General features: G+C 61.7%; 19 protein-coding genes and 1 riboswitch. Of the genes, 7 read left to right on the forward strand and 12 right to left on the reverse strand.

Annotation, left to right across the window (positions count from 1 at the left end):
* Positions 1–8: 8 nt before the first annotated feature.
* Both ACR0NY_RS05045 and ACR0NY_RS05050 read right to left on the reverse strand, forming a co-directional pair.
* Positions 9–533 carry a DUF6446 family protein gene (locus tag ACR0NY_RS05045; RefSeq protein WP_170368703.1) on the reverse strand — a complete coding sequence of 175 codons (525 nt, stop codon included), beginning with the start codon at positions 531–533 and terminating at the stop codon, positions 9–11.
* Positions 534–564: 31 nt separating this feature from the next.
* Positions 565–1,494: a glycine--tRNA ligase subunit alpha gene (locus tag ACR0NY_RS05050; RefSeq protein WP_170368704.1), complete on the reverse strand. Its 930-nt coding sequence runs from the start codon at positions 1,492–1,494 to the stop codon at positions 565–567.
* Positions 1,495–1,700: 206 nt separating this feature from the next.
* Here ACR0NY_RS05050 and ACR0NY_RS05055 point away from each other — a divergent pair, with 206 nt between their 5' ends.
* Positions 1,701–3,446 carry a serine protease gene (locus ACR0NY_RS05055; RefSeq protein ID WP_170368705.1) on the forward strand — a complete coding sequence of 582 codons (1,746 nt, stop codon included), beginning with the start codon at positions 1,701–1,703 and terminating at the stop codon, positions 3,444–3,446.
* A 53-nt stretch (positions 3,447–3,499) separates the two neighbouring features.
* Here ACR0NY_RS05055 and ACR0NY_RS05060 read toward each other — a convergent pair whose 3' ends face one another.
* The 5 genes from ACR0NY_RS05060 to metZ form a co-directional block, all read right to left on the reverse strand.
* Positions 3,500–5,080 carry a thiamine pyrophosphate-binding protein gene (locus tag ACR0NY_RS05060; protein WP_170368706.1) on the reverse strand — a complete coding sequence of 527 codons (1,581 nt, stop codon included), beginning with the start codon at positions 5,078–5,080 and terminating at the stop codon, positions 3,500–3,502.
* A complete protein-coding gene (locus ACR0NY_RS05065) occupies positions 5,080–6,528 on the reverse strand; it encodes a TrkH family potassium uptake protein (RefSeq protein ID WP_093962508.1) in 1,449 nt (482 codons plus the stop codon). The genes ACR0NY_RS05060 and ACR0NY_RS05065 overlap by 1 nt, the downstream gene beginning before the upstream one ends.
* A gap of 52 nt (positions 6,529–6,580) precedes the next feature.
* A complete protein-coding gene (locus ACR0NY_RS05070) occupies positions 6,581–7,189 on the reverse strand; it encodes a hypothetical protein (protein ID WP_170368707.1) in 609 nt (202 codons plus the stop codon).
* A 277-nt stretch (positions 7,190–7,466) separates the two neighbouring features.
* Positions 7,467–8,570, reverse strand: coding sequence for a GTP cyclohydrolase FolE2 (gene folE2 / locus ACR0NY_RS05075; RefSeq protein WP_170368708.1), 1,104 nt, complete (start codon positions 8,568–8,570; stop codon positions 7,467–7,469).
* A gap of 192 nt (positions 8,571–8,762) precedes the next feature.
* The gene (gene metZ, locus ACR0NY_RS05080; protein ID WP_170368709.1) at positions 8,763–9,953 is read right to left on the reverse strand and encodes an O-succinylhomoserine sulfhydrylase; all 1,191 of its coding nucleotides are present in this window, start codon (positions 9,951–9,953) and stop codon (positions 8,763–8,765) included.
* A gap of 67 nt (positions 9,954–10,020) precedes the next feature.
* Positions 10,021–10,098: riboswitch (SAM riboswitch) on the reverse strand.
* Between the two features lie 105 nt (positions 10,099–10,203).
* On the opposite strand from metZ, the gene ACR0NY_RS05085 reads away from it, so the two are divergent.
* Positions 10,204–10,902, forward strand: coding sequence for a glutathione S-transferase N-terminal domain-containing protein (locus tag ACR0NY_RS05085; RefSeq protein ID WP_170368710.1), 699 nt, complete (start codon positions 10,204–10,206; stop codon positions 10,900–10,902).
* 129 nt (positions 10,903–11,031) lie between these two features.
* Complete coding sequence (locus tag ACR0NY_RS05090; RefSeq protein WP_254432901.1) at positions 11,032–12,099, forward strand: Hint domain-containing protein; 1,068 nt, start codon at positions 11,032–11,034, stop codon at positions 12,097–12,099.
* Positions 12,100–12,148: 49 nt separating this feature from the next.
* On the opposite strand, the gene ACR0NY_RS05095 is transcribed toward ACR0NY_RS05090, so the two are convergent.
* The 3 genes from ACR0NY_RS05095 to ACR0NY_RS05105 form a co-directional block, all read right to left on the reverse strand.
* Complete coding sequence (locus ACR0NY_RS05095) at positions 12,149–12,961, reverse strand: class I SAM-dependent methyltransferase (RefSeq protein WP_170368711.1); 813 nt, start codon at positions 12,959–12,961, stop codon at positions 12,149–12,151.
* Positions 12,962–12,997: 36 nt separating this feature from the next.
* Positions 12,998–13,435, reverse strand: coding sequence for an OB-fold nucleic acid binding domain-containing protein (locus tag ACR0NY_RS05100; RefSeq protein ID WP_093962512.1), 438 nt, complete (start codon positions 13,433–13,435; stop codon positions 12,998–13,000).
* 102 nt (positions 13,436–13,537) lie between these two features.
* Positions 13,538–13,852 (reverse strand): hypothetical protein, encoded by a 315-nt coding sequence (locus ACR0NY_RS05105; protein WP_093962513.1) that lies wholly within the window; start codon positions 13,850–13,852, stop codon positions 13,538–13,540.
* Between the two features lie 262 nt (positions 13,853–14,114).
* On the opposite strand from ACR0NY_RS05105, the gene ACR0NY_RS05110 reads away from it, so the two are divergent.
* Both ACR0NY_RS05110 and ACR0NY_RS05115 read left to right on the forward strand, forming a co-directional pair.
* Entirely contained in the window at positions 14,115–14,438 is a 324-nt protein-coding gene (locus tag ACR0NY_RS05110; RefSeq protein ID WP_093962514.1) for a 2Fe-2S iron-sulfur cluster-binding protein, read from the forward strand.
* A gap of 32 nt (positions 14,439–14,470) precedes the next feature.
* Positions 14,471–15,217, forward strand: coding sequence for an FG-GAP repeat domain-containing protein (locus ACR0NY_RS05115; protein WP_437342515.1), 747 nt, complete (start codon positions 14,471–14,473; stop codon positions 15,215–15,217).
* 79 nt (positions 15,218–15,296) lie between these two features.
* On the opposite strand, the gene purD is transcribed toward ACR0NY_RS05115, so the two are convergent.
* Positions 15,297–16,559, reverse strand: coding sequence for a phosphoribosylamine--glycine ligase (gene purD, locus ACR0NY_RS05120; RefSeq protein WP_170337886.1), 1,263 nt, complete (start codon positions 16,557–16,559; stop codon positions 15,297–15,299).
* A 74-nt stretch (positions 16,560–16,633) separates the two neighbouring features.
* Between purD and xseA the strand changes: the two genes are divergently transcribed.
* Entirely contained in the window at positions 16,634–18,127 is a 1,494-nt protein-coding gene (xseA, locus tag ACR0NY_RS05125; protein WP_170337884.1) for an exodeoxyribonuclease VII large subunit, read from the forward strand.
* A gap of 13 nt (positions 18,128–18,140) precedes the next feature.
* Here the strand turns inward: xseA and ACR0NY_RS05130 are convergent, their stop codons facing one another.
* The gene (locus ACR0NY_RS05130) at positions 18,141–18,533 is read right to left on the reverse strand and encodes a hypothetical protein (protein WP_170368712.1); all 393 of its coding nucleotides are present in this window, start codon (positions 18,531–18,533) and stop codon (positions 18,141–18,143) included.
* A gap of 127 nt (positions 18,534–18,660) precedes the next feature.
* Between ACR0NY_RS05130 and ACR0NY_RS05135 the strand changes: the two genes are divergently transcribed.
* Entirely contained in the window at positions 18,661–19,296 is a 636-nt protein-coding gene (locus ACR0NY_RS05135) for a lysoplasmalogenase (protein ID WP_170337880.1), read from the forward strand.
* Positions 19,297–19,315: the final 19 nt, after the last annotated feature.

Here is a 19,315-nt window from a genome sequence, read left to right on the forward strand (position 1 = left end):
CCGACCACTCAGTTTTTCGGTCGGGGCGGGCACTCTTCGCCGACAACCGTTCCGTCATAGGCCTTTTCGCCGCAGTTGTTCAGGGCATGCCAGGCAAAGCCCGAACCGTCCTGCGTTACCGCTACGATCCGATCAACGCCGTAGTGGATGTTCTTGACCCCTACGAACGCGCGGGCGGATCCGTTCGCCAACGCCTCGGCCAGAGCAGCCGCATCATAGCAGTCGAACCAACCCGGGGCCGTCAGCGGCTCGGCCTTTTCGGCGCTCATGTAGCGGACGGCAAGCTGTTCCGGCTTCAGATCTGTCTGGAAACAAGCCCGATACCGGATCGGAGAGCTGTCGGCGTCGATCGCCTGAAACGCGCTGTAGGCAATTGGCACCGGTTGGCCGGTCGCGGCTTCGGTCAGAACAACATCCTGACCGGGTGAGGGTTCGACCTCGTAGTAGTAACCGTAGACCTGAAGGTAATACATGCTGACGCCAGCAATGACGGCGCAAGCGACCAACAGAATTGCCAGCATTTTCCCGGTCATGCGCGATCCTCCTGTGGGGTGCGACGGGCCATCAGGCCTCAAAGCCTGCGGCTTCGGTCTGCACGAAGGCATCGGCGCATTGCTTGGCCAGCGCGCGCACCCGCCCGATATAGGCCTGCCGCTCGGTCACCGAGATCACGCCGCGCGCGTCCAGGAGGTTGAAGATATGGCTGGCCTTGATGCACTGGTCATAAGCAGGATGCGCCATGATGATGCGCTTGCCCGTTTTGGGGTCAACGTTTTCCTGGCTCAGGATCGCGGCGCATTCTTCCTCGGCCTCTTCGAAGTGGCGCAGCAAAACCTCGGTGTTGGCCACGTCAAAGTTCCAACGGGCGTATTCCTCTTCGGTTTGCTTGAAGATGTCGCCATATGTCAGCGGGCTGGGTGATCGTGGGTCGTTGAAGGGCATGTCCATTACGTGGTCGATGCCCAGCACATACATCGCCAGACGTTCCAGACCATATGTCAGCTCGCCCGAGACAGGCGCGCAGTCATGGCCGCCGACCTGCTGGAAATAGGTAAACTGGCTGACTTCCATGCCGTCGCACCAGACCTCCCATCCCAGGCCCCATGCGCCCAAGGTCGGGCTTTCCCAGTCATCCTCGACGAAACGGATGTCGTGCAGGTCCATGTCGATGCCGATGGCCTGAAGGCTGCCCAAATACAGCTCCTGCAGGTCCGGAGGGCTGGGTTTGATCAGCACCTGGTACTGATAGTAATGCTGCAAGCGGTTGGGGTTTTCGCCGTAACGGCCATCGGTCGGACGGCGCGACGGCTGAACGTAGGCCGCAGCCCAAGGTTTGGACCCCAAAGCCCGCAGGGTGGTTGCAGGGTGGAATGTACCGGCACCGACCTCCATGTCGTATGGCTGCAGGATGGCACAGCCCTTCGAGGCCCAGTAGTTCTGAAGCCGCAGGATGATTTCCTGAAATGAACGTGGTGCGCTGGACGGTTCGGTCATGACATTCCCTTTGGGCGCGGATTTGCCCGGTTCCGGTCGGTTTTGCCCTTCCTATGCAAGGGGCCAAGGGGCGTCAACGGGCCAATGCCCGCCTGCTGTCACTGTGCCGCCACACCAGAAATTCCCCGTATCGTGGGCATAGCGTTTTCACCCCTGAATCGCGTAAGTTGAGGCAAAGCCAAAACACTGCATAAAACGGGCAGAAAATGACACGCATATTCGTTGCAATTCTTTTACTGATTACGGTCGGCCTGCGCGCTGCGTATGCTCAACAGGGGGCTGACGCAGGCGTCTGGGTTCAGGTCGAAGCGCAGCCGTCGCTTCGCGAGGCGCAGGACCGGGCGCAAGTCTATGCCAATGCCCTGCCCGACGTGAACGGGTTCCGCCTGAACAGCGGCTGGTACGCCATCGTGATCGGCCCCTATCTGCGGGCCGACGCCGAGCAGGTGCTGCGCGTCTACCGGGCCGAACGGCAGATCCCCTCAGACAGTTTCATCACCTTTTCAGGCGCCCTTGGGCAGCAGTTCTGGCCAATTGGCGCAAATGTCCTGAACCGCGGGGCAATCACAGCGCCCGTTCAGCCCGAGCCGCAGCCAGAGCAGCCACAGGCCGGTCTGACGCCGCAACCTTCGGACGAGACGAGATCACAGGCCCTGCAGTCCGAGCGGCTGCTGAGCGGACAGGAACGAAAAGACCTGCAAACCGCATTGCAGGCTGCCGGGTTCTACAGTTCGACCATCGACGGGGCATTCGGCCAGGGCACACGCCGGTCGATGGCGGAATGGCAGCGGTTCAACGGCTTTGAACCGACCGGTGTCCTGACGACGGCACAGCGCAAGGCTTTGATGGATAACTACAATGCCCCGCTGATCAGCGTCGGCATGGACCGCCACGTCGATGATCGCGCCGGGATTTCCGTCGATCTGCCGCTTGGAGTGATTGCCTTCGACCGATACGAGGCGCCGTTCGCGCATTTCAATTCCAGCGGGGATCTGGACGCACGGGTCGTTTTGATCAGCCAGGAGGGCAGCAAAACCACTTTGCGCGCGCTGTTCGAGGCGATGCAATCGCTCGAGATCGTTCCGCTGAATGGCCCGCGTGAGCTGCATGGCGACAGGTTTACCATCGAAGGCCGTGGCAACGGGATCGTATCCTATACACAAGCCAATCTGAGCGACGGAAAGATCAAAGGCTTCACCCTTGTCTGGCCCGAAGGCGATGACGCACGCCGCGCCCGGGTTCTAGCCGCAATGATCGCCAGCTTTGAAACCACCGATGGTGTTCTTGATGCTGCGGCCGGCGCCAATGCCGAGCAAAGCATCGACTTGATGTCCGGTCTGCAACTCAGAAAACCACGGTTGTCGCGGTCGGGCTTTTTTGCCGATCCCAACGGTCTGGTCCTGACCGTGGCCGAGGCGGTGCAGAACTGCACCCGCGTCACCCTTGAGGACGGTCAGGAACTGCAAACCGCGTGGAGCGATCCCGAACTGGGCGTGGCGGTCCTGCGCCCCAACAAGACGCTGGCACCGATGGCCGTTGCGGCCTTGAATGAAGCCCAGCCTCGCCTGCAATCCGAAGTGGCCGTCGCGGGGTACTCATATGAGGGCGCTTTGGGGGCTCCGACCCTGACCTACGGCAAGATCGCCGATATCCGCGGGCTGAACGGAGAGGCTGGCGTGACCCGCCTGAGCCTGACCGCACAACCCGGAGACGCCGGCGGCCCGGTATTCGATGATCACGGCAACGTGGTCGGAATGCTGCTGCCTGCGCGGACCGAGGGGCGCACCCTGCCCCGCGATGTCAGCCTGGCTGCCGCGGCCGACCGCCTTCACGAGATCCTGTCAAAGGCCGGGGCAACGGCCCAGACCGCGCAGGAAACCGGCCAGGTTTCGCCTGACGAGTTGAACCGCCGCGCGACTGGCATGACCGTGCTGGTGAATTGCTGGGGCTGACCGGAAGTCACGAACAGAATTTGAAGGCGTCGCAGGATGTTGCGGCGCCTTTTTTATCCCTTCAAGATATCGGGCGTGACGTGCACAAGGGTCGGCAGGGGCGCGTCAAACGCCGCGCGAACGGCAGCTTGCATTTCCGGCAGCGAGTTCGGAGCGGCCGACCGCGCTCCGAAAGCCTCGGCCAGCTTGCAGAAATCCGGGTTGCGCGCGACAACCGCATTCGGAGCAATCTGGCTGCCGACCATGCTGTCCTCGATCTCTTTCAGCTTGCCGTTGTCCCAAAGGATGATGGGCAGCGACAACCCCAGCTCGACCGCCGCACCCAGTTCCTGCATCGTATAGTGGAACCCGTAGTCACCGGCGATCACGGCAGTTGGCTTTCCGCGCCGCGCAACCGCGCCGCCGATCCCGGCCGGCAGCGCATAGCCCAGAGTGCCGAACCCGGTCGGGTGGTGCCAGTGGTATGGGCGCGCCATGTCCCAGACCTCTTTTGCAACATAGGCGAACTGGGTCATGTCGGAATAGATCATGGTGTCCGCGGACATCGCTGCACGCAAGGCGTCGGCAACCGGCACGATACCCGGTCTTTCCGCGTCGACCTCGGCGCGCCAGCGTGCTCGGGCTTCGGCCACCTCTTCCGGCGACCAGCCGGTGGCCGGTTTGCAGTCTTGGGTCGCGGACCACAATGCATGGGCAAAACTTTCGCCGTCGGCCTGCAGCTTGACCGCCGCCCGGTGCCGGTCGGCCAGCACCTCGGGGTCGAGGTCAACCCGCACCAAGGTCGCGTTGTGGCCCAACTGATCGCGCCAAAGGTCGACCTCACCCAATTCGGCACCGACCGCGATGACCAGATCGGCCGACCCAATCACCTCGGCACTGCCGGGTCGCGGCAAGGTCGCGCCGAAATCCAGGGTATAGCCGGTGCCGACCAACCCACGCCCTGCATAAGTGGTGAAACAGGCCGCACCGAGCTGAGACAGAATCTGGCGCCACAGGTTCGACCTCGACCCACCACCCAGTATGAACAGCGGCCGCCGTGCGATGTTCAGCAGCGACAGAACCGGCGAGATGTCCGGCGCCAGAGCCTTGACCCGCACCGCGTCCTGGTTTGGAAAAGGAGCGGGGTCGGCCTCGGCCACCAACTGCGCAATCGGGACCTGGATATGCTTGGGGCGCGGGCGTTTCAACGCGAACTCCTCAAAAGCGCGTTCGATCAGGCCATAGGCTGATTGCGCGTCGTTTGCCTGACAGGACCAGTCGGTCACGCATTCAGCGGCCGCGCGCTGATCTTTCATCTGGTGCAACTGGCCACGCTGCGCCTGAGTTTCGCCCAGACAGGACGACAGAACCAGCATCGGAACCGAGTCGGTATAGCTCTGCCCCATCGGCGTCATGACGTTGCACAGGCCAGGACCGGTGATCACGTAGGCGACGCCGGGCTTGCCCGTCGCCCTTGCATAACCGTCAGCCATGAAGCCCGCGCCTTGCTCATGCCGCGCCAGCACATGAGTAATGCCCGCTTCTTCGATTCCACGGTACATTTCCTGATTGTGCACACCGGGAATGCCGAAAATGACTTCGACCCCCCGATCCTTGAGCATGTGCGAGATTTGGGCGCCCAATGGTCTTTTCATCAGCCTCTCCAGAACCGAATGGTGAACAGGACATACACGGCCATCAGCTCCAGCCGGCCGGTCAGCATTCCGAAGGTCAGCAACCACTTGGCCGTGTCGTTCAGCCCGGCGAAATTCCCTGCGGGGCCGATCTGGTCACCCAAGCCGGGGCCAACATTGGCAAGCGCCGTCGCTGCACCGGATACTGCCGTGATGAAATCCAGACCAGTCAGCGCCAGCGCCCAGGACAACGCCCCCAGCGACAGCGCGAAGAACATGAAAAAGCTCATGACCGATGTCAGGACATCGCGGCTGATGGCGCGGCCATCATATTTGGGCACGAACACTCCGTGCGGAGACCGAATCCGGCTGATCTGAGCCTTGATGGAAGCAATCAGCAACTGATACCGGAAGATCTTGATGGAGCAGGCCGTCGAACCGGCGCAACCACCGATCAGGCCGATCATGAAGAACATCATGATCGGAAAACTGCCCCAGGTCATGTAATCGACACTGGCATAGCCGGTGCCGGAAATGATCGAGGTGATGTTGAACAGCGACTCGCGCACCGCCTGTTCCCAGTGATGCGGAAAGACCGATGTCAGAAAGACCGCCATGATCACCACCAGAACGGCAATCGTGGCCAGAAAGGCCCTGATCTGGCTGTCTTCCAGGATCGAGCCTGTCCGGCCGTTGACGAACTGCACATAGCGCACGAACGGCAGAGCAGCCAGGATCATGAATACGGACGCGGCGTATTCCGCGGGCCCCGAAAACGTTCCGAACGAAGCATCATAGTTCGAGAACCCGCCAGTGGACACGGTTGTGAACGCATGAACGACCGCGTCGAAAAAGTTCATGCCCAAACCGGCATACACCAAGGCGCAAGCTACGGTCAGGAAAACATAGATCAGCGAAATCTGGCCCGCGATCTCTTGCGCGCGCGGAAGGATTTTCCCCATGGTTTCAAACCCTTCCGAGCGGAAGATCTGCATACCGCCGACCTTGAGTTCGGGCAGGAAGACCATGGCCACGACGATGATGCCGATCCCGCCCAGCCATTGCAGCAAACCGCGCCACAAAAGCAGGCCACGCGGCAGATCATCCAACCCGGAAATAACGGTCGAACCGGTGGTGGTCAGCCCGGACATGGCTTCGAAATAGGCATCGACAAATCGTAGTTCGGTCTCACCGAACACGAAGGGGATTGCCCCGAAAAGCGGCAGCGCGACCCAGACGCCAGTGGTCAGCAAAAAGGTCTGACGGATGGTCAGCCCCTCGCCCACACCGTTCGAGCAGCTCATGGCCAGAACCACGCCGGTCAGGATGGTGATGACACCGCTTTCAAAGAAAACGTTCCACTCGCCCCGACCCTCGATGATGTCCGCAAGCATCGGCAATAGCATGGTCGCCCCAAGTATGGCGACCAGCAAGCCAATCACATATCCGACCGGGCGAAGATCCATCATGACGGGCAGCGTTGGCGCGCGGGCCCGAAAGTGTCAAGCAGATGATCTGTGATCAGTCGTCCATTTTTTCAGCCACGGGTGGCATGGCCGGTGGCTTGGACGGCGCACGCGTGCGGCGCGTGGTCGGTTTCGGTGCCTCGGCGGGTTTGGTAGTTGCAGTCGCTACGGGCTTCTTGGCCTTGGCTTCTTCGGTTGAAGCCGCAGGTTTTGCCGCGCTGGGCTTGACCTTGGGCGTTACGGCCGGTGCGGGTTTTTCCGATCCGACCGGAGTAACGCGCTGTGCAGGGGTGGCCGTTGCGGCGGGTTGCGACGGTTTTTTGGCCGGTGCAGGCGGCGTTTTGGGCTTGGCTGTGGCCTTCGCGACCGGTTTCGGTGCGGCTTTTGCAGGTGCCTTCGGCTTCGGAGCCGGCTTTGCGACCGTCTTGGCCTTGGCCCTGACCACAGGTTTCGCCTTCTTCGCGGCGGGTTTGGCCGTGGTTCGCGCCACCGGTTTCTTGGCCGGCTTCACCGCCAGCTTCGTAGGTTCGGTGACCGAAGCAACCGGCATCGGGAACACTGTTTGAGCAAATGCCTGCATCATTTTCATCTGGCTGGTCACGGCATAGCCGGCCAGCCGCAAGGCAGCGGCCTGCAGCTCAAGCTGTTGGGCAATGGGATTCATTCCAAGTCTCTCCTATAGCAATGAAGCAGCCCGATTTCCGAGGTAGAAAAGCCCTTGCCGTTCCGATCGCGCGGACGGACGATGGTGTATTGCAGTCCAAGGCGTAACACGTCCCGGGTTCCTTTCGGGGTGGTGCGCCACGACTGACATGGCGCGCCACAGCTGCAGTCACCTTCAATGTATGCAAATAATCGCGCTCATGCAGCATTTTTTGCTGCATTGCGGCAAAAAGGCGCCTACCGCCCTATATACGCCGGTTTTCGCGGCGCTTTTCGTGTCAGCCGACGTGGAACAGCGTCGTGAACAAGCGCGGGTCCAGACTGGTGGACGCAAATGTCGGACCCTCGGTCAGAATCGAGACCGCATCGTGGCTGTGCAGACTTTCCTGATGGCTGGCGATGACGCGGAAGTCACCCACGTGATGATCGGCCAGCAGCTCGGCACAGAACAGACGCGCGGCATCTTCTACAAAGATGGGGTTGGCGGCGTTCAACTCAGCAAAGGCCTGCTCGTCCTCGCGCTTGACCATCACCTGGGTTTCAGTGGGAACGGCGCGGCGGCACAGGGCGATCAGATCCTCGAACCACAAACAATCGGCGTCACAATCGACCACGACCGAAATGCGCGCCACGGAACGCTGCGAATGCGGCGTCGCAAGCTGCCCGCGCACCGACCGGGCGTGTTCGCTGAGTTCCAGCGAGCATGGGCAGGTCGAAGAATAGACATAGTCGAGATGCATGATCTTCTGGCGCACGCCGCCCTGTTCGACCAGTTCAAGCGCGATGTCGTAATACTGATATCCCTCAAGACCCGAACGCAGGCTTTTGACCCGATCGGGATAGGAGAATCGCATCTGAAGCCTTGCGTCGAAACTGTCGAGGTCGGTCAGATAATCGCTTAGGGCAGATTCCATCACCTCGAAACTGAACGTACGCTCGGCATGTTTGTAAAAGGACCGCATGATCCGGGACATGTTGATGCCCTTTTTCTCGGCCTCGAGGCTAACGGTGCCCGTAACCGAGGTTTCAAGCGTCAGGTCCGGACCGTTCTTGCTGTGAAACCGGATCGGCAGGCGGAAATTCGAGATACCCACATGCTGGATCTGCTGTTTCGCACCGCGGATCAGGCTGGACGGGCCGTTCTGGAGATCGGGCAACGCAGATTTGTAGGCTTCGTCGACTTTGAAGTCTTCGGGGTATTCACGTGACATCGAAGGATAGTTGTCCGGCATCAACCCGGGCACCAGGCGTGCAACCGCCGGATCAAGCTGGCTGATCTCGGCCACGCTGGCGCCCTTTGCCCATTTCCGCAGGACCTTGAGAGCCTCAGCGGCCTCGTCCCAATCAGGTTTTTCGTCAATGTCGCGCGAATGAATGTTCATTGGCTGCGTATCCTCGGTGTGTCGTCAGGCCATCTCTGACTGCGGCGGAAACCACAGTGTAACCCAATACGGGTGAGATAGCAGCCCGGATCGAAAAAACCATCGCAAAACCGCCATTTCCGACCGGATTGCGCCCTTTTCCCCGGGCGACATTGCGCGGTTGCCGATGTGTTCAATGGCGCATGTACGCCGTCACACCGCAGCAGCCGACAATGCCTGCCGGATATCTTCCAGCAGATCGTCGGCATCCTCGAGCCCGACAGAAAAGCGGATCAAACCGGGCGTGATGCCCAATTCGTCTTTCTGCGCATCGCTCAACCGCTGGTGCGTGGTCGTTGCGGGATGGGTTGCGATGGACTTGGCATCGCCCAGATTGTTCGAGATCACCGGGATCGTCAGCGCGTTCAAGAACCGGAAGGCCGCGTCTTTGCCCCCCTTGATGTCCAGCGACAAGACCGTACCGCCCTTGCCCCCCAACTGGCTCTGCACCAGAGCGTTCTGGGCATGAGATTTCAGGCCCGGATACATGATCCGCTCCAGCGCCGGGTGCCCCTCCAGCGCCTCGGCCAGCTTCTGCGCCGTCTCGGCCTGGGCATTGACCCGCAGCGCCAACGTTTCCAGCCCCTTGAGCATGACCCAAGCGTTGAACGGGCTGAGCGCGCCGCCGGTGTGTTTCAGGTAAGGCTCTACCGTGCCGCGGATGAATTCCTTGGTTCCAAGGATCACGCCGCCCAGCGCGCGGCCCTGCCCGTCGATATGCTTGGTGGCCGAGTAAACCACCACATCCGCGCCCTGCGCGATCGCTTGCGAAAACACCGGGGTCGAGAACACGTTGTCGACGATCACGGTGGCCCCCACCGCATGGGCCAGTTCAGCCACCGCGCGAATGTCAATGACTTCGAGCGTGGGGTTCGACATGGATTCGAAGAACACGGCCTTGGTGCCGGGTCGGATCGCGGCCTTCCATTGATCCAGGTCGGTGCCGTCGACAAAGGTCACCTCGACACCATAGCGGGTCAGTATATTCTCCAGAATGTACAGGCACGACCCGAACAAGGCCTTGGCCGAAACCACGTGATCGCCCGCCTTCAGCATCGAGGTCAGCGCCCCGTTCACGGCCGCCATACCGGACGCCGTCGCAAAACCATCTTCGGCCCCCTCAAGCGCAGCGATGCGCTGCTCGAACATCGCAACCGTCGGGTTGCCATAACGGGCATAGATGAACTCGTCCGGGCCAGTCTCGATGAACCGAGCTTCGGCCTGCTCGGCGGAGTCGTAGACGAACCCCTGCGTCAGGAAAATCGCTTCGCTGACTTCGTTGTACTGGCTGCGACGGATACCGCCGTGGACGGCTTGGGTGCGTTTGTTCCAGCTTTCGCTCATGTCTTTACCTTTCGGCCCCGAAACCCGAGGGCAAATCAAAAAAACCCCAGACGCGGTCAAGCGAAAGGGGTCTTTCATCCTGACCTTTTAGCGGTGTTGTTTAGCGTGGCCCGCAATCCGGTAACAAATCGCCACGTGGTTTCTGGATTGCGCATACGCCTCGGGCGCGCGGGCGTCAAGCCGCGACATCCACCGCGCACTTGCCCTTTGCGGCGAATGGCTCATGATCGTGTCGCAAAACGGAGGCCCCATGACACACCCGATCGACCTGTATTTCTGGCCCACGCCAAATGGCTGGAAAGTATCCATTGCCCTTGAGGAGATGGGGCTGCCCTACCAGACACACCTCATAAACATCGGCAAAGGTGATCAGTTCGCGCCCGAGTTTCTGGAAATTTCGCCCAACAACCGGATGCCGGCGATCGTCGACCCAGACGGCCCGGATGGCGCACCGATCTCGGTTTTCGAAAGCGGCGCGATCCTGATGTATCTGGCCCGCAAGACCGGCCGGTTCTACGGATCGACCGAGCGTGACCGGATCGCGGTCGAGGAATGGCTGATGTGGCAGATGGGTGGCGTCGGACCGATGGCCGGTCAGGCACACCACTTTCTGAAATATGCCCCCCAGTTGGACCCGCCGCAGGACCTGCCCTATGCCAAGGACCGCTACCGCACCGAGGTTGCGCGCCTGTACGGCGTTCTGGACCGGCGCCTTGCCGACAACGAATATGTTGCCGGCGACTTTTTTTCGATCGCCGATATGTCGATTTGGGGCTGGGCCAGCCTGTGGGAGGGTCAGCAGCAGACGCTGGAGGACAAACCCCACTTTGCCCGGTGGCTGGAAACCGTGGGAGCCCGCCCCGGAGTTCAGGCGGGACGTGCCCTGCATGCCGAGCTGCGCGGAGATCATCGCAGCAAAGACGCGCAGAACGTTCTGTTCAAACGGTAGCGTTCACCAAATGCTGAAATCTCAGGCAACTCGGAGCGTATCGCACCTCTTTGTGCATCAAAGCCCTGACGAGAGTTGAATTGCGCGTTGGCCGTTCTGTAACTACAAGCGGTAACAAGGAGTTAAGGTTTGGCGACATTTAATTTCACGGTGCCGATCTATGGGTTCGACCAATGGAGAGGCGCATCGACGAACAACACTGTCGGCTATCCCGTCGGAACGACCTTTTCCTTGAATGCTGGTGCCGCACTGACCGTGATCAACGTCAAGGATGACGACGGCACGGCCAGCCAGCTGTTTTCGGACGGTTACATAGACACGCCCGGGGACGGCTCATCGCCCAGTACGGCCAACAACGACCAGGTTTTGAGCCAGGCGGTGACGATCAACGGACAGACCTTTCAGCCCGGCGATCAGGTCGAGCTCGAATTCGGTTTTACGACAACCTCCGGCGACACGTTCTGGGTCATTCGCATCGACGGTGTAAATGTCGGCATCAGCGGTCCCGTCCTGCCGACTCCCGGTACGACCTATGAGGTTGCCGGCAGCAGTGATGGTCAGGCATCGCCGATTTCGAATGTCCCATGCTTTACCGCCGGCACATTGATCACCACCAAGGACGGGACAACAAGGATCGAAAACTTGTCGGTCGGAGATCTGGTTTTGACCTACGCTGGCAGCTATCAGCCGATCCGCTGGATCGGGCGCCGTGAACTGGACAGCGTCGACCTCTCCGCCAATCCGAAACTGGTTCCGATCCGGATCGCCGCCGGCGCGCTCGGCGCAGGGCTGCCAACACAGGACCTGACCGTTTCACCCCAGCACCGCATTTTGGTGCGGTCAAAGATCGCGCAACGCATGTTCAACACCAACGAGGTGCTAGTTTCGGCCAAGTCGCTGCTGCCGCTGGACGGTATTGACCGGGTCTGTGACAAGGAATCCGTTTGCTATTTCCACCTTCTTTTCGACACGCATCAGGTCGTCTTTGCCAACGACACCCCAAGCGAAAGCCTGTTCGCCGGCCCCGAAGCGCTGAAATCCATCCCCGAGGCGGCTCGCGCCGAGATATTGGCCCTGTTCCCGGAGTTTGAGGACCCCGGCTTTGAACCAAGGCCGGCCGCCCTGATTCCAAAAGGTCACAAGCAGCGCGGTCTGATTTCGCGTCACCTCAAGAACGGTCAGGCACTGTTGGCCTGATCGTCATTGGGTATTTTCTGACCCTGGTCGGAGTGCGCGCGACCTACCGTCAGGTCTTTCGGCAGACGAACGTGGTCGCTGACAGTGGCATCGTCATGCCCTGCGGAGCAAAGGCGCGCTTCAATTCAGAGAACATCCGCGCCGCCACGTCCGTGGGATCCACGCCGCCGCGCTCTCGTATTTCATCAACCAACGGGTTGCCGAAAACCAAAGCGTGGGCAAAGGCTTCCGGGTTGACGATGGTCTTCGTCAGCCGGATCGTTTCGTGTTGGATATCCGTCCAGCCTGCGGCCCTCAGATCGGTCCGGACAGACTCGGGGTCACCATAGTGAAACGGTACCTTGTAGAATCCCGGCGGATCCTGCGGAAAGAAATATGCGCCCACATCGTGCGCGACCTGCGAGAACGGATTCTCGGACATCGAGCTCCACACGTTGAAAACATAGCGCCCACCCGGTCTGAGCACCCGCGCCGCCTCATGGAACGAAGCGGGTTTGTCGGGAAAGAACATGACCCCGAACTGGCAGGTAATCATGTCGAACGCGCCGTCTTCGAACGGCAGATCCATCGCGTTGACGACCGCGAACTTTACGCTATCCGCCGCCGTGAACTTGGCCTTTGCAACCTCCAGCATGGGCGCGTTCAGGTCCGAGATCAAAACTTGGGTCTCACTCGGCAGCACATCGCACAGCTTGCGGCTCAGGATCCCCGTGCCCGCGGCCAGTTCGATGGCCTTGGCCACCGGCTCTTCGGCGCAACGGGCGGCAAGTCTGTCCGCGTAGTCAGTGAAGATATTCGGACCCAACCCCGCGTCGTAATGACTTGGAATATTGCCTACGAAACCAGCCGAATTCGTCGACATCTGCGCTCCCCCCCGGCAACCGCATGATGCAAAAGACTAGCCGAAATTGCGCGTTTTGGCGAACTCATTGTGCTCTGCAGTCGGCTGAGGCCGGCAGGCATCCGCCCCGTCACCCCGCACCAGCAGGTCCAGCATGCCCGAGATGTCCTCAATCTCTTCCGCGATCACATGGGTCACCGCATGGGCCCGCTGCATCCGCCCGGTCACCCGCAGCAACCGCCCCGAGATCACCGCCCGGCGGAACCGCTCATAGATCTTGCGCCAGACAATCACGTTCACGATGCCGGTCTCGTCTTCGAGCGTGATGAAGATCACCCCTTTGGCCGTACCAGGTCGCTGCCGCAGGATCACCAATCCCGCCACAGCAACCCGCGCACCCTCGGGCGGGTCGTCCAGTCGGTCGGCTGGAAGGCAGGCCGGTGGTCTGGGCCAAGGGCGGCCCGAACTGGGCTGTGGTGTTGATGCGATACGCATGAGAACAAAAATAGAACAAATACCTTGAATGTCCAGATGCAGGGGACCGAAACCACAGCCAGAAAGGTCATGCGCTACGCGCGGCCGCAGCGCAGACCAATGTCACTTGGCGTCATGCGCGTTGAACGTGGCCAAACCTTCCCGCAGAACCGCCTTGGCCTTGGCCAGGTCATCCCCGTCCAACGCATCCAGCGCCCGCAAAACGTCACTGCGCAACCGCAGAGCCTTGGGGCCCGGCGCTCCGACCGGATGAAGCTCATCGTCATTCGCTGCTGCCAATGCACCATGGCTGATCCCGTCGATCACCTCCACGATTTTCGCCTGGCTTTCGCCAAACCACGCGGCAATGTCATGCTCGGCATCGCCCCGCTCGTTCATCCCAACCACAATCTTTGCGTCCTGAACCGTCAACGGCATCTGCTCACTCCCTTATCAAATCACGGTCACACGACCTGAACACAAATCCGTGCACGCAACAATCGAAACCGCTATCCGCGCATCAACCTTTGATAGAAAACCCCGGGCAAACCATTCGGTTGCGGCGCGAACGCGTGGAATTTGGGCGACAATGACGGACCGTTTGCCCGATCACGCCCAGATTGGTCGCAAATGGCACTGGAAAGACCTAAATCCCTTGACTAATGAGGAACCTGAACACCGCAGAAGGAAGACGCGAGCAATGGCAAAGATCACCTATGTCGAGCATGGCGGCACCGAACACACAGTCGAGGTCGCCAACGGCCTGACCGTCATGGAAGGCGCCCGTGACAACAACATTCCCGGCATTGAGGCCGATTGCGGCGGCGCCTGCGCCTGCTCGACCTGTCACGTCTACATCCATCCCGATTGGGTCGAGAAACTGCCTGCCAAGGACGACATGGAAGAAGACATGCTGGACTTCGCCTACGAGCCCGACCCGGCCCGTTCGCGCCTGACCTGCCAGATCAAGGTGACGGACGAACTGGACGGGCTGGTCGTCCAGATGCCGGAAAAGCAGATCTGATGCGACGGCGCATGCCCCGCTCGTCCGGCGGCATGCGCTGCGGCTTCAAAGCGCCGCGTCCGGCGGTGCGCTTTTGGCCATGCCGCGTGCGCGGCGCGCTTATGGCTGCATGCCTGTGGCTGGCGGGTCCTGCCTTGGCTGCCGAAACCATAACGACCGCCCGCTACACGGATCCGACCACCCGCTATCCCCACGGCGTTCTGGGTGACCAGATCGAATGGGGTTCGATTGAACTCACGTTTTCAGATGGCAAACACCGCAGCTTTACGCTGCCCGATCATCTGGTCTTCGAAGACCTCGCGCCCCGCGTAATCGACGTCACGGGCGACGGGCTTCCAGAAGTCATCGCGGTGGAGAGTGACGCACGACAGGGCGCTCGGCTTGCCATCTACGGCCCGCAGGGCCGCATGGCGGCGACACCGCATATCGGCACCCGTTTCCGCTGGCTGGCCCCTGTCGGAGCAGCAGACCTGGATGGCGACGGAAATATCGAAATTGCCTATGTCGACCGCCCCCACCTGGCCAAGACCCTGCGCATCTGGCGCTTCTCAGACGGCCGACTGACGGAAATCGCCGCGCTCCCCGGCCTGACTAATCACCGGATCGGAGAGGATTTCATTTCAGGCGGCCTTCGTACCTGCAACGGCCAGCCTGAGTTGATCGTCGCCAGCAGCGATTGGCGCCGGATCATTGCTGTCCGCTACGATGGCGGCTGGAAAACCCAGGATATTGGCCCGTTGAAAAACCGACAAGCCCTTGTGAGCGCGCTGAACTGCTGATCCGGGGATTCATCTGGTCAAGAAATCCCGAGGTGAGGCCGTCGGCCGAGGCCCCTCTTACCTGCGGAGCCTCAAACCGTCAAAGCGCCCGCCACCCGATATCGCGACGATAGAAGCCGCCCGGCCAATCGATGGCCTCGACCATCGCATAAGCGTTGTCACGCGCCTCTTGCAGTGTTGCTCCGCGCGCCGTCACGTTCAGAACCCGGCCCCCTGAGGCCATGACCTGCCCGTCCTGCGCTTTGGTGCCTGCGTGAAAAACCATATGGCTACTGTCCTCGGGCAAGTCATCCAGCCCGTTGATCACGCTGCCTTTTTCATATGCCCCAGGGTAGCCCTGCGCGGCCATCACCACGGTCAAGGCGTGATCGTCGGCCCAGTTGACCCGCACCTCGCCCAGCCGTCCCTCGGCCGCCGCGTGCATCAAGTCCAGCGCCTGCGCCCCCAGACGCATCATCAGTACCTGGCATTCCGGGTCGCCAAAGCGCACGTTGTATTCCACCAGCCTCGGCTGCCCGTCCTTGATCATCAGCCCGGCATACAGCACCCCCTGAAACGGCGTGCCGCGCCGGGCCATCTCGGCCATCGTCGGGCGCACGATCTGTTCCATCGCACGTTCTTCGACCTCGGGGCTCAGAACCGGTGCCGGAGAATAGGCCCCCATGCCGCCGGTGTTCAGGCCGGTATCGCCCTCGCCCACACGCTTGTGGTCCTGCGCGGTGCCGACCGACAGGATGTTCTCGCCGTCACACAGCACGAATAGCGAGGCTTCTTCGCCGTCCATGAACTCCTCGATCACCACCTCGGCCCCGGCCCCGCCGAAGGCGCCGCCGAACATGTCGTCCACGGCCTCCAGCGCGGTCGCCTCGTCCATCGCCACGATCACGCCCTTGCCCGCGGCCAGACCGTCGGCCTTGACCACGATCGGCGCACCCTGCTGGCGGATATAGGCCTTGGCCGGCTCGGCCTCGGTGAACCGGGCGTAGGCAGCGGTGGGCGCACCGGCCGCATCGCAGATTTCCTTGGTGAAACTTTTTGAGGCCTCCAGCCGCGCCGCCTCGGCCGAAGGGCCAAACACCAGGATGCCCGCCTCGCGCAGCCGGTCGGCCACCCCAGCGGCCAAGGGCGCCTCGGGGCCGACGATCACGAAATCAATCGCGTTTTCCTCGGCGAAACTGACCACCGCGCCGCCATTCTCTATATCCAGCGCCGCGCAATCGGCGATCTGCGCGATCCCGGCATTGCCCGGCGCCACGATCAGGCGGTCGCATTTGGGGTTCTGCATCACCGCCCAGGCCAGGCTATGTTCGCGCCCGCCGCTGCCGAGAATGAGGATGTTCATGAAAGTCTCCGATCTGCTTGGCCTTGCCTGCGCGGCGTTCTAAGCTGCGCGGGCAATCGAAACAAGGCGCTGAAATGTCCGACCTGCTTGACGATCCGATTCCCGGCCAGAATACCCCCGAATACACCGTGTCCGAGATCTCGGGCGAGGTGAAACGCACGCTGGAAGGCACATTTGGCCGAATCCGCGTACGGGGCGAGGTCGGGCGTGTGTTCAAGGCGCGCTCGGGGCATTTGTACTATGACATCAAGGACGACCGGAACGTACTGGCCTGCACCACCTGGAAGGGCCAGATCGCGGGCCTGTCGGTGGTGCCGGAAGAGGGGCTCGAAGTCGTCGTCACGGGCCGCCTCACAGCTTTTGGCGCGCAGTCGAAATACAACCTGAACGTCGACGAGGTGGCCGTAGCCGGGCAAGGCGCGCTGATGGCGCTGCTGGAAAAACGCAAGAAACAGCTCGAATCCGAAGGGCTCTTCGCGCCCGAGCGCAAGAAGCCCCTGCCCTTCCTGCCGCAGATCATCGGCGTCGTCACCTCGCCTTCGGGCGCGGTGATCCGCGACATCCTGCACCGCCTGCGCGACCGTTTCCCGCGCAAGGTGCTGATCTGGCCCGTGGCCGTGCAGGGCGCCAATTGCGCGTCCGAGGTCGCCAACGCCATTCAGGGCTTCAACCGCCTGACACCCGGCGGCGCGCTGCCCCGCCCCGATCTGATCATCGTCGCCCGCGGTGGCGGCTCGATCGAGGATCTGTGGGGTTTCAACGAGGAAATCGTCGCCCGCGCCACCGCCGAGTCCGAGATTCCGTTGATCTCGGCCGTGGGGCACGAAACCGACACCACATTGATCGACTATGTCTCGGACCGCCGTGCGCCCACCCCCACCGCCGCCGCCGAACTGGCGGTTCCCGTGCGGATGGAACTGCTGGCCTGGACCGGCGAACAGGGCGCGCGTCTGTCCCGCGCAGCCACCGACGCCGTACAGCGCCGCGCCCAACGCCTGCGCGATCTGTCGCGCGCCCTGCCGCGCCCCGAGACCCTACTGGATGGTCCGCGCCAGCGACTGGACCTGATTGCCGATCGTCTAGCCCCAGCGTTGCAACGCGGTGTGCAGAACCGCCGCCTGCAGGTGGTGGAACTGTCCGGGCACCTGCGCCCGTCAACGTTGCGCAACCTCGTGGCCGCGCGGCGCGACACGCTGCGCAACCTGTCCTCGCGCCTGTCGATCCGCCCGATCCAACGCGACATCCAGCAGCAGCGCGACCGAGTCAACCAACTGGCCCAGCGCATGACGGCCGCGCAGACTCTGCGGGTGGACCGGCTCCGCCAGCAACTAGATGCGACTGACCGGTTGCGCGAGACGCTCAGCTACAAAGCCACGCTTCAACGCGGCTACGCCGTGGTGCATTCCGAAAGCGGCGTGGTCACCACAAAGGCGCAAGCCAGCAAGCACGCTGCACTGACCATCGAGTTTGCCGATGGAGAATTGAAGACCGAACCGCTGTCCGGGACAACCCCGACCGCCAACAAACCGTCCAAGCCACCGGCCCCGGATCAAGGATCGTTGTTCTGACGAAGACCCACGTTCAGACGCCGACCTCGGGTCCGTAACAGATCATATCTTCGTCGACGTCGGCTGCTTCGTACAGTTCGGTGGCTTCGGGGTTGCCCTCGAACTGCGCGATTAACCCCTGGGACGAGCGGGTAAAGACCCAGCATTGCGGGTCGGTGCGGTCTTCGTAAACAAAGCAAATCTGGCCGTTCTGTTCGTACCAGATGCCCTCCTTGCAGTCGCCATCCAGAAACGACCAGACCACGCGCCGGTTGGGCAAATACCGTTCGACGCCATAAGTCGTTCCACCAAAGTCGTAGAACAGGGTTTTACCGCGCGTGTAGGCATCGAATTCCGCCCCTGACAGAGACTGCGCGACGACCGGCTGGGCCAGCAAAGATCCGAGAATCAACGAACGTATCCACATCGTTTCATTCTGGCAGATGCCACGGCCGCGCGCCAATCTTGGAACGCCCTGCCCCAACGTTATGGGTTGAGCGCAAACTCAGTTCGCGGCGACACTGCATTGCATCGGTGCCATCGGAAGGCAGGACATGACGATACTCGTACTCGCAGCGCTGGCCGGTGCCCTGGCCTACCTGGCCCTGACGGCCCGTCCGGCCAGCCTGCTACGCACGGCGCTGAAAACCGCAAGCGTCGCCCTGTTGGCGGTCGAGGCCGCGGTGCAGTCCGGCCCTCTGCTTCTGATCCTGGCGCTGTCTCTCTGCGCCTTGGGCGACGCCCTTCTGTCGCGTGAGACCGACGGCACCTTCATGGCCGGCATCGGGGCATTCGCCGCCGGGCATCTGGTATACATCGCCCTGTTCCTGACCCATCCGTCAAGCGACACCGACCTGATCCTGGACAAACCCGGATACGCCTGGACGCTGGTCATTCTGGGCATCGTGATGGCCACGCTGCTGGCCCAGCGGGCCGGTGATCTGCGCGGACCGGTCCTGGCCTATATCCCGATCATTCTGGGCATGGGCATCACCGTTCTGGCCCTGCCCGAGGCCGGAGCGCTGCGATGGGCGCTGCCGGCCGCGATGGCCTTCATCGCCTCGGACCTGATCCTGGCAACCGAAAGGTTCCTGCTGCCGTCCGGCCACCCGGCCCTGCGGCTGACCCCCTATCTGGTCTGGCCGCTCTACTGGGGCGCCCAGTTCGGCTTTTTCCTGGCCTTCACCTGACCCTTTGCAACTGCCGCCA

The sequence above is a fragment of the Ruegeria sp. BJ5 genome (assembly GCF_056537865.1).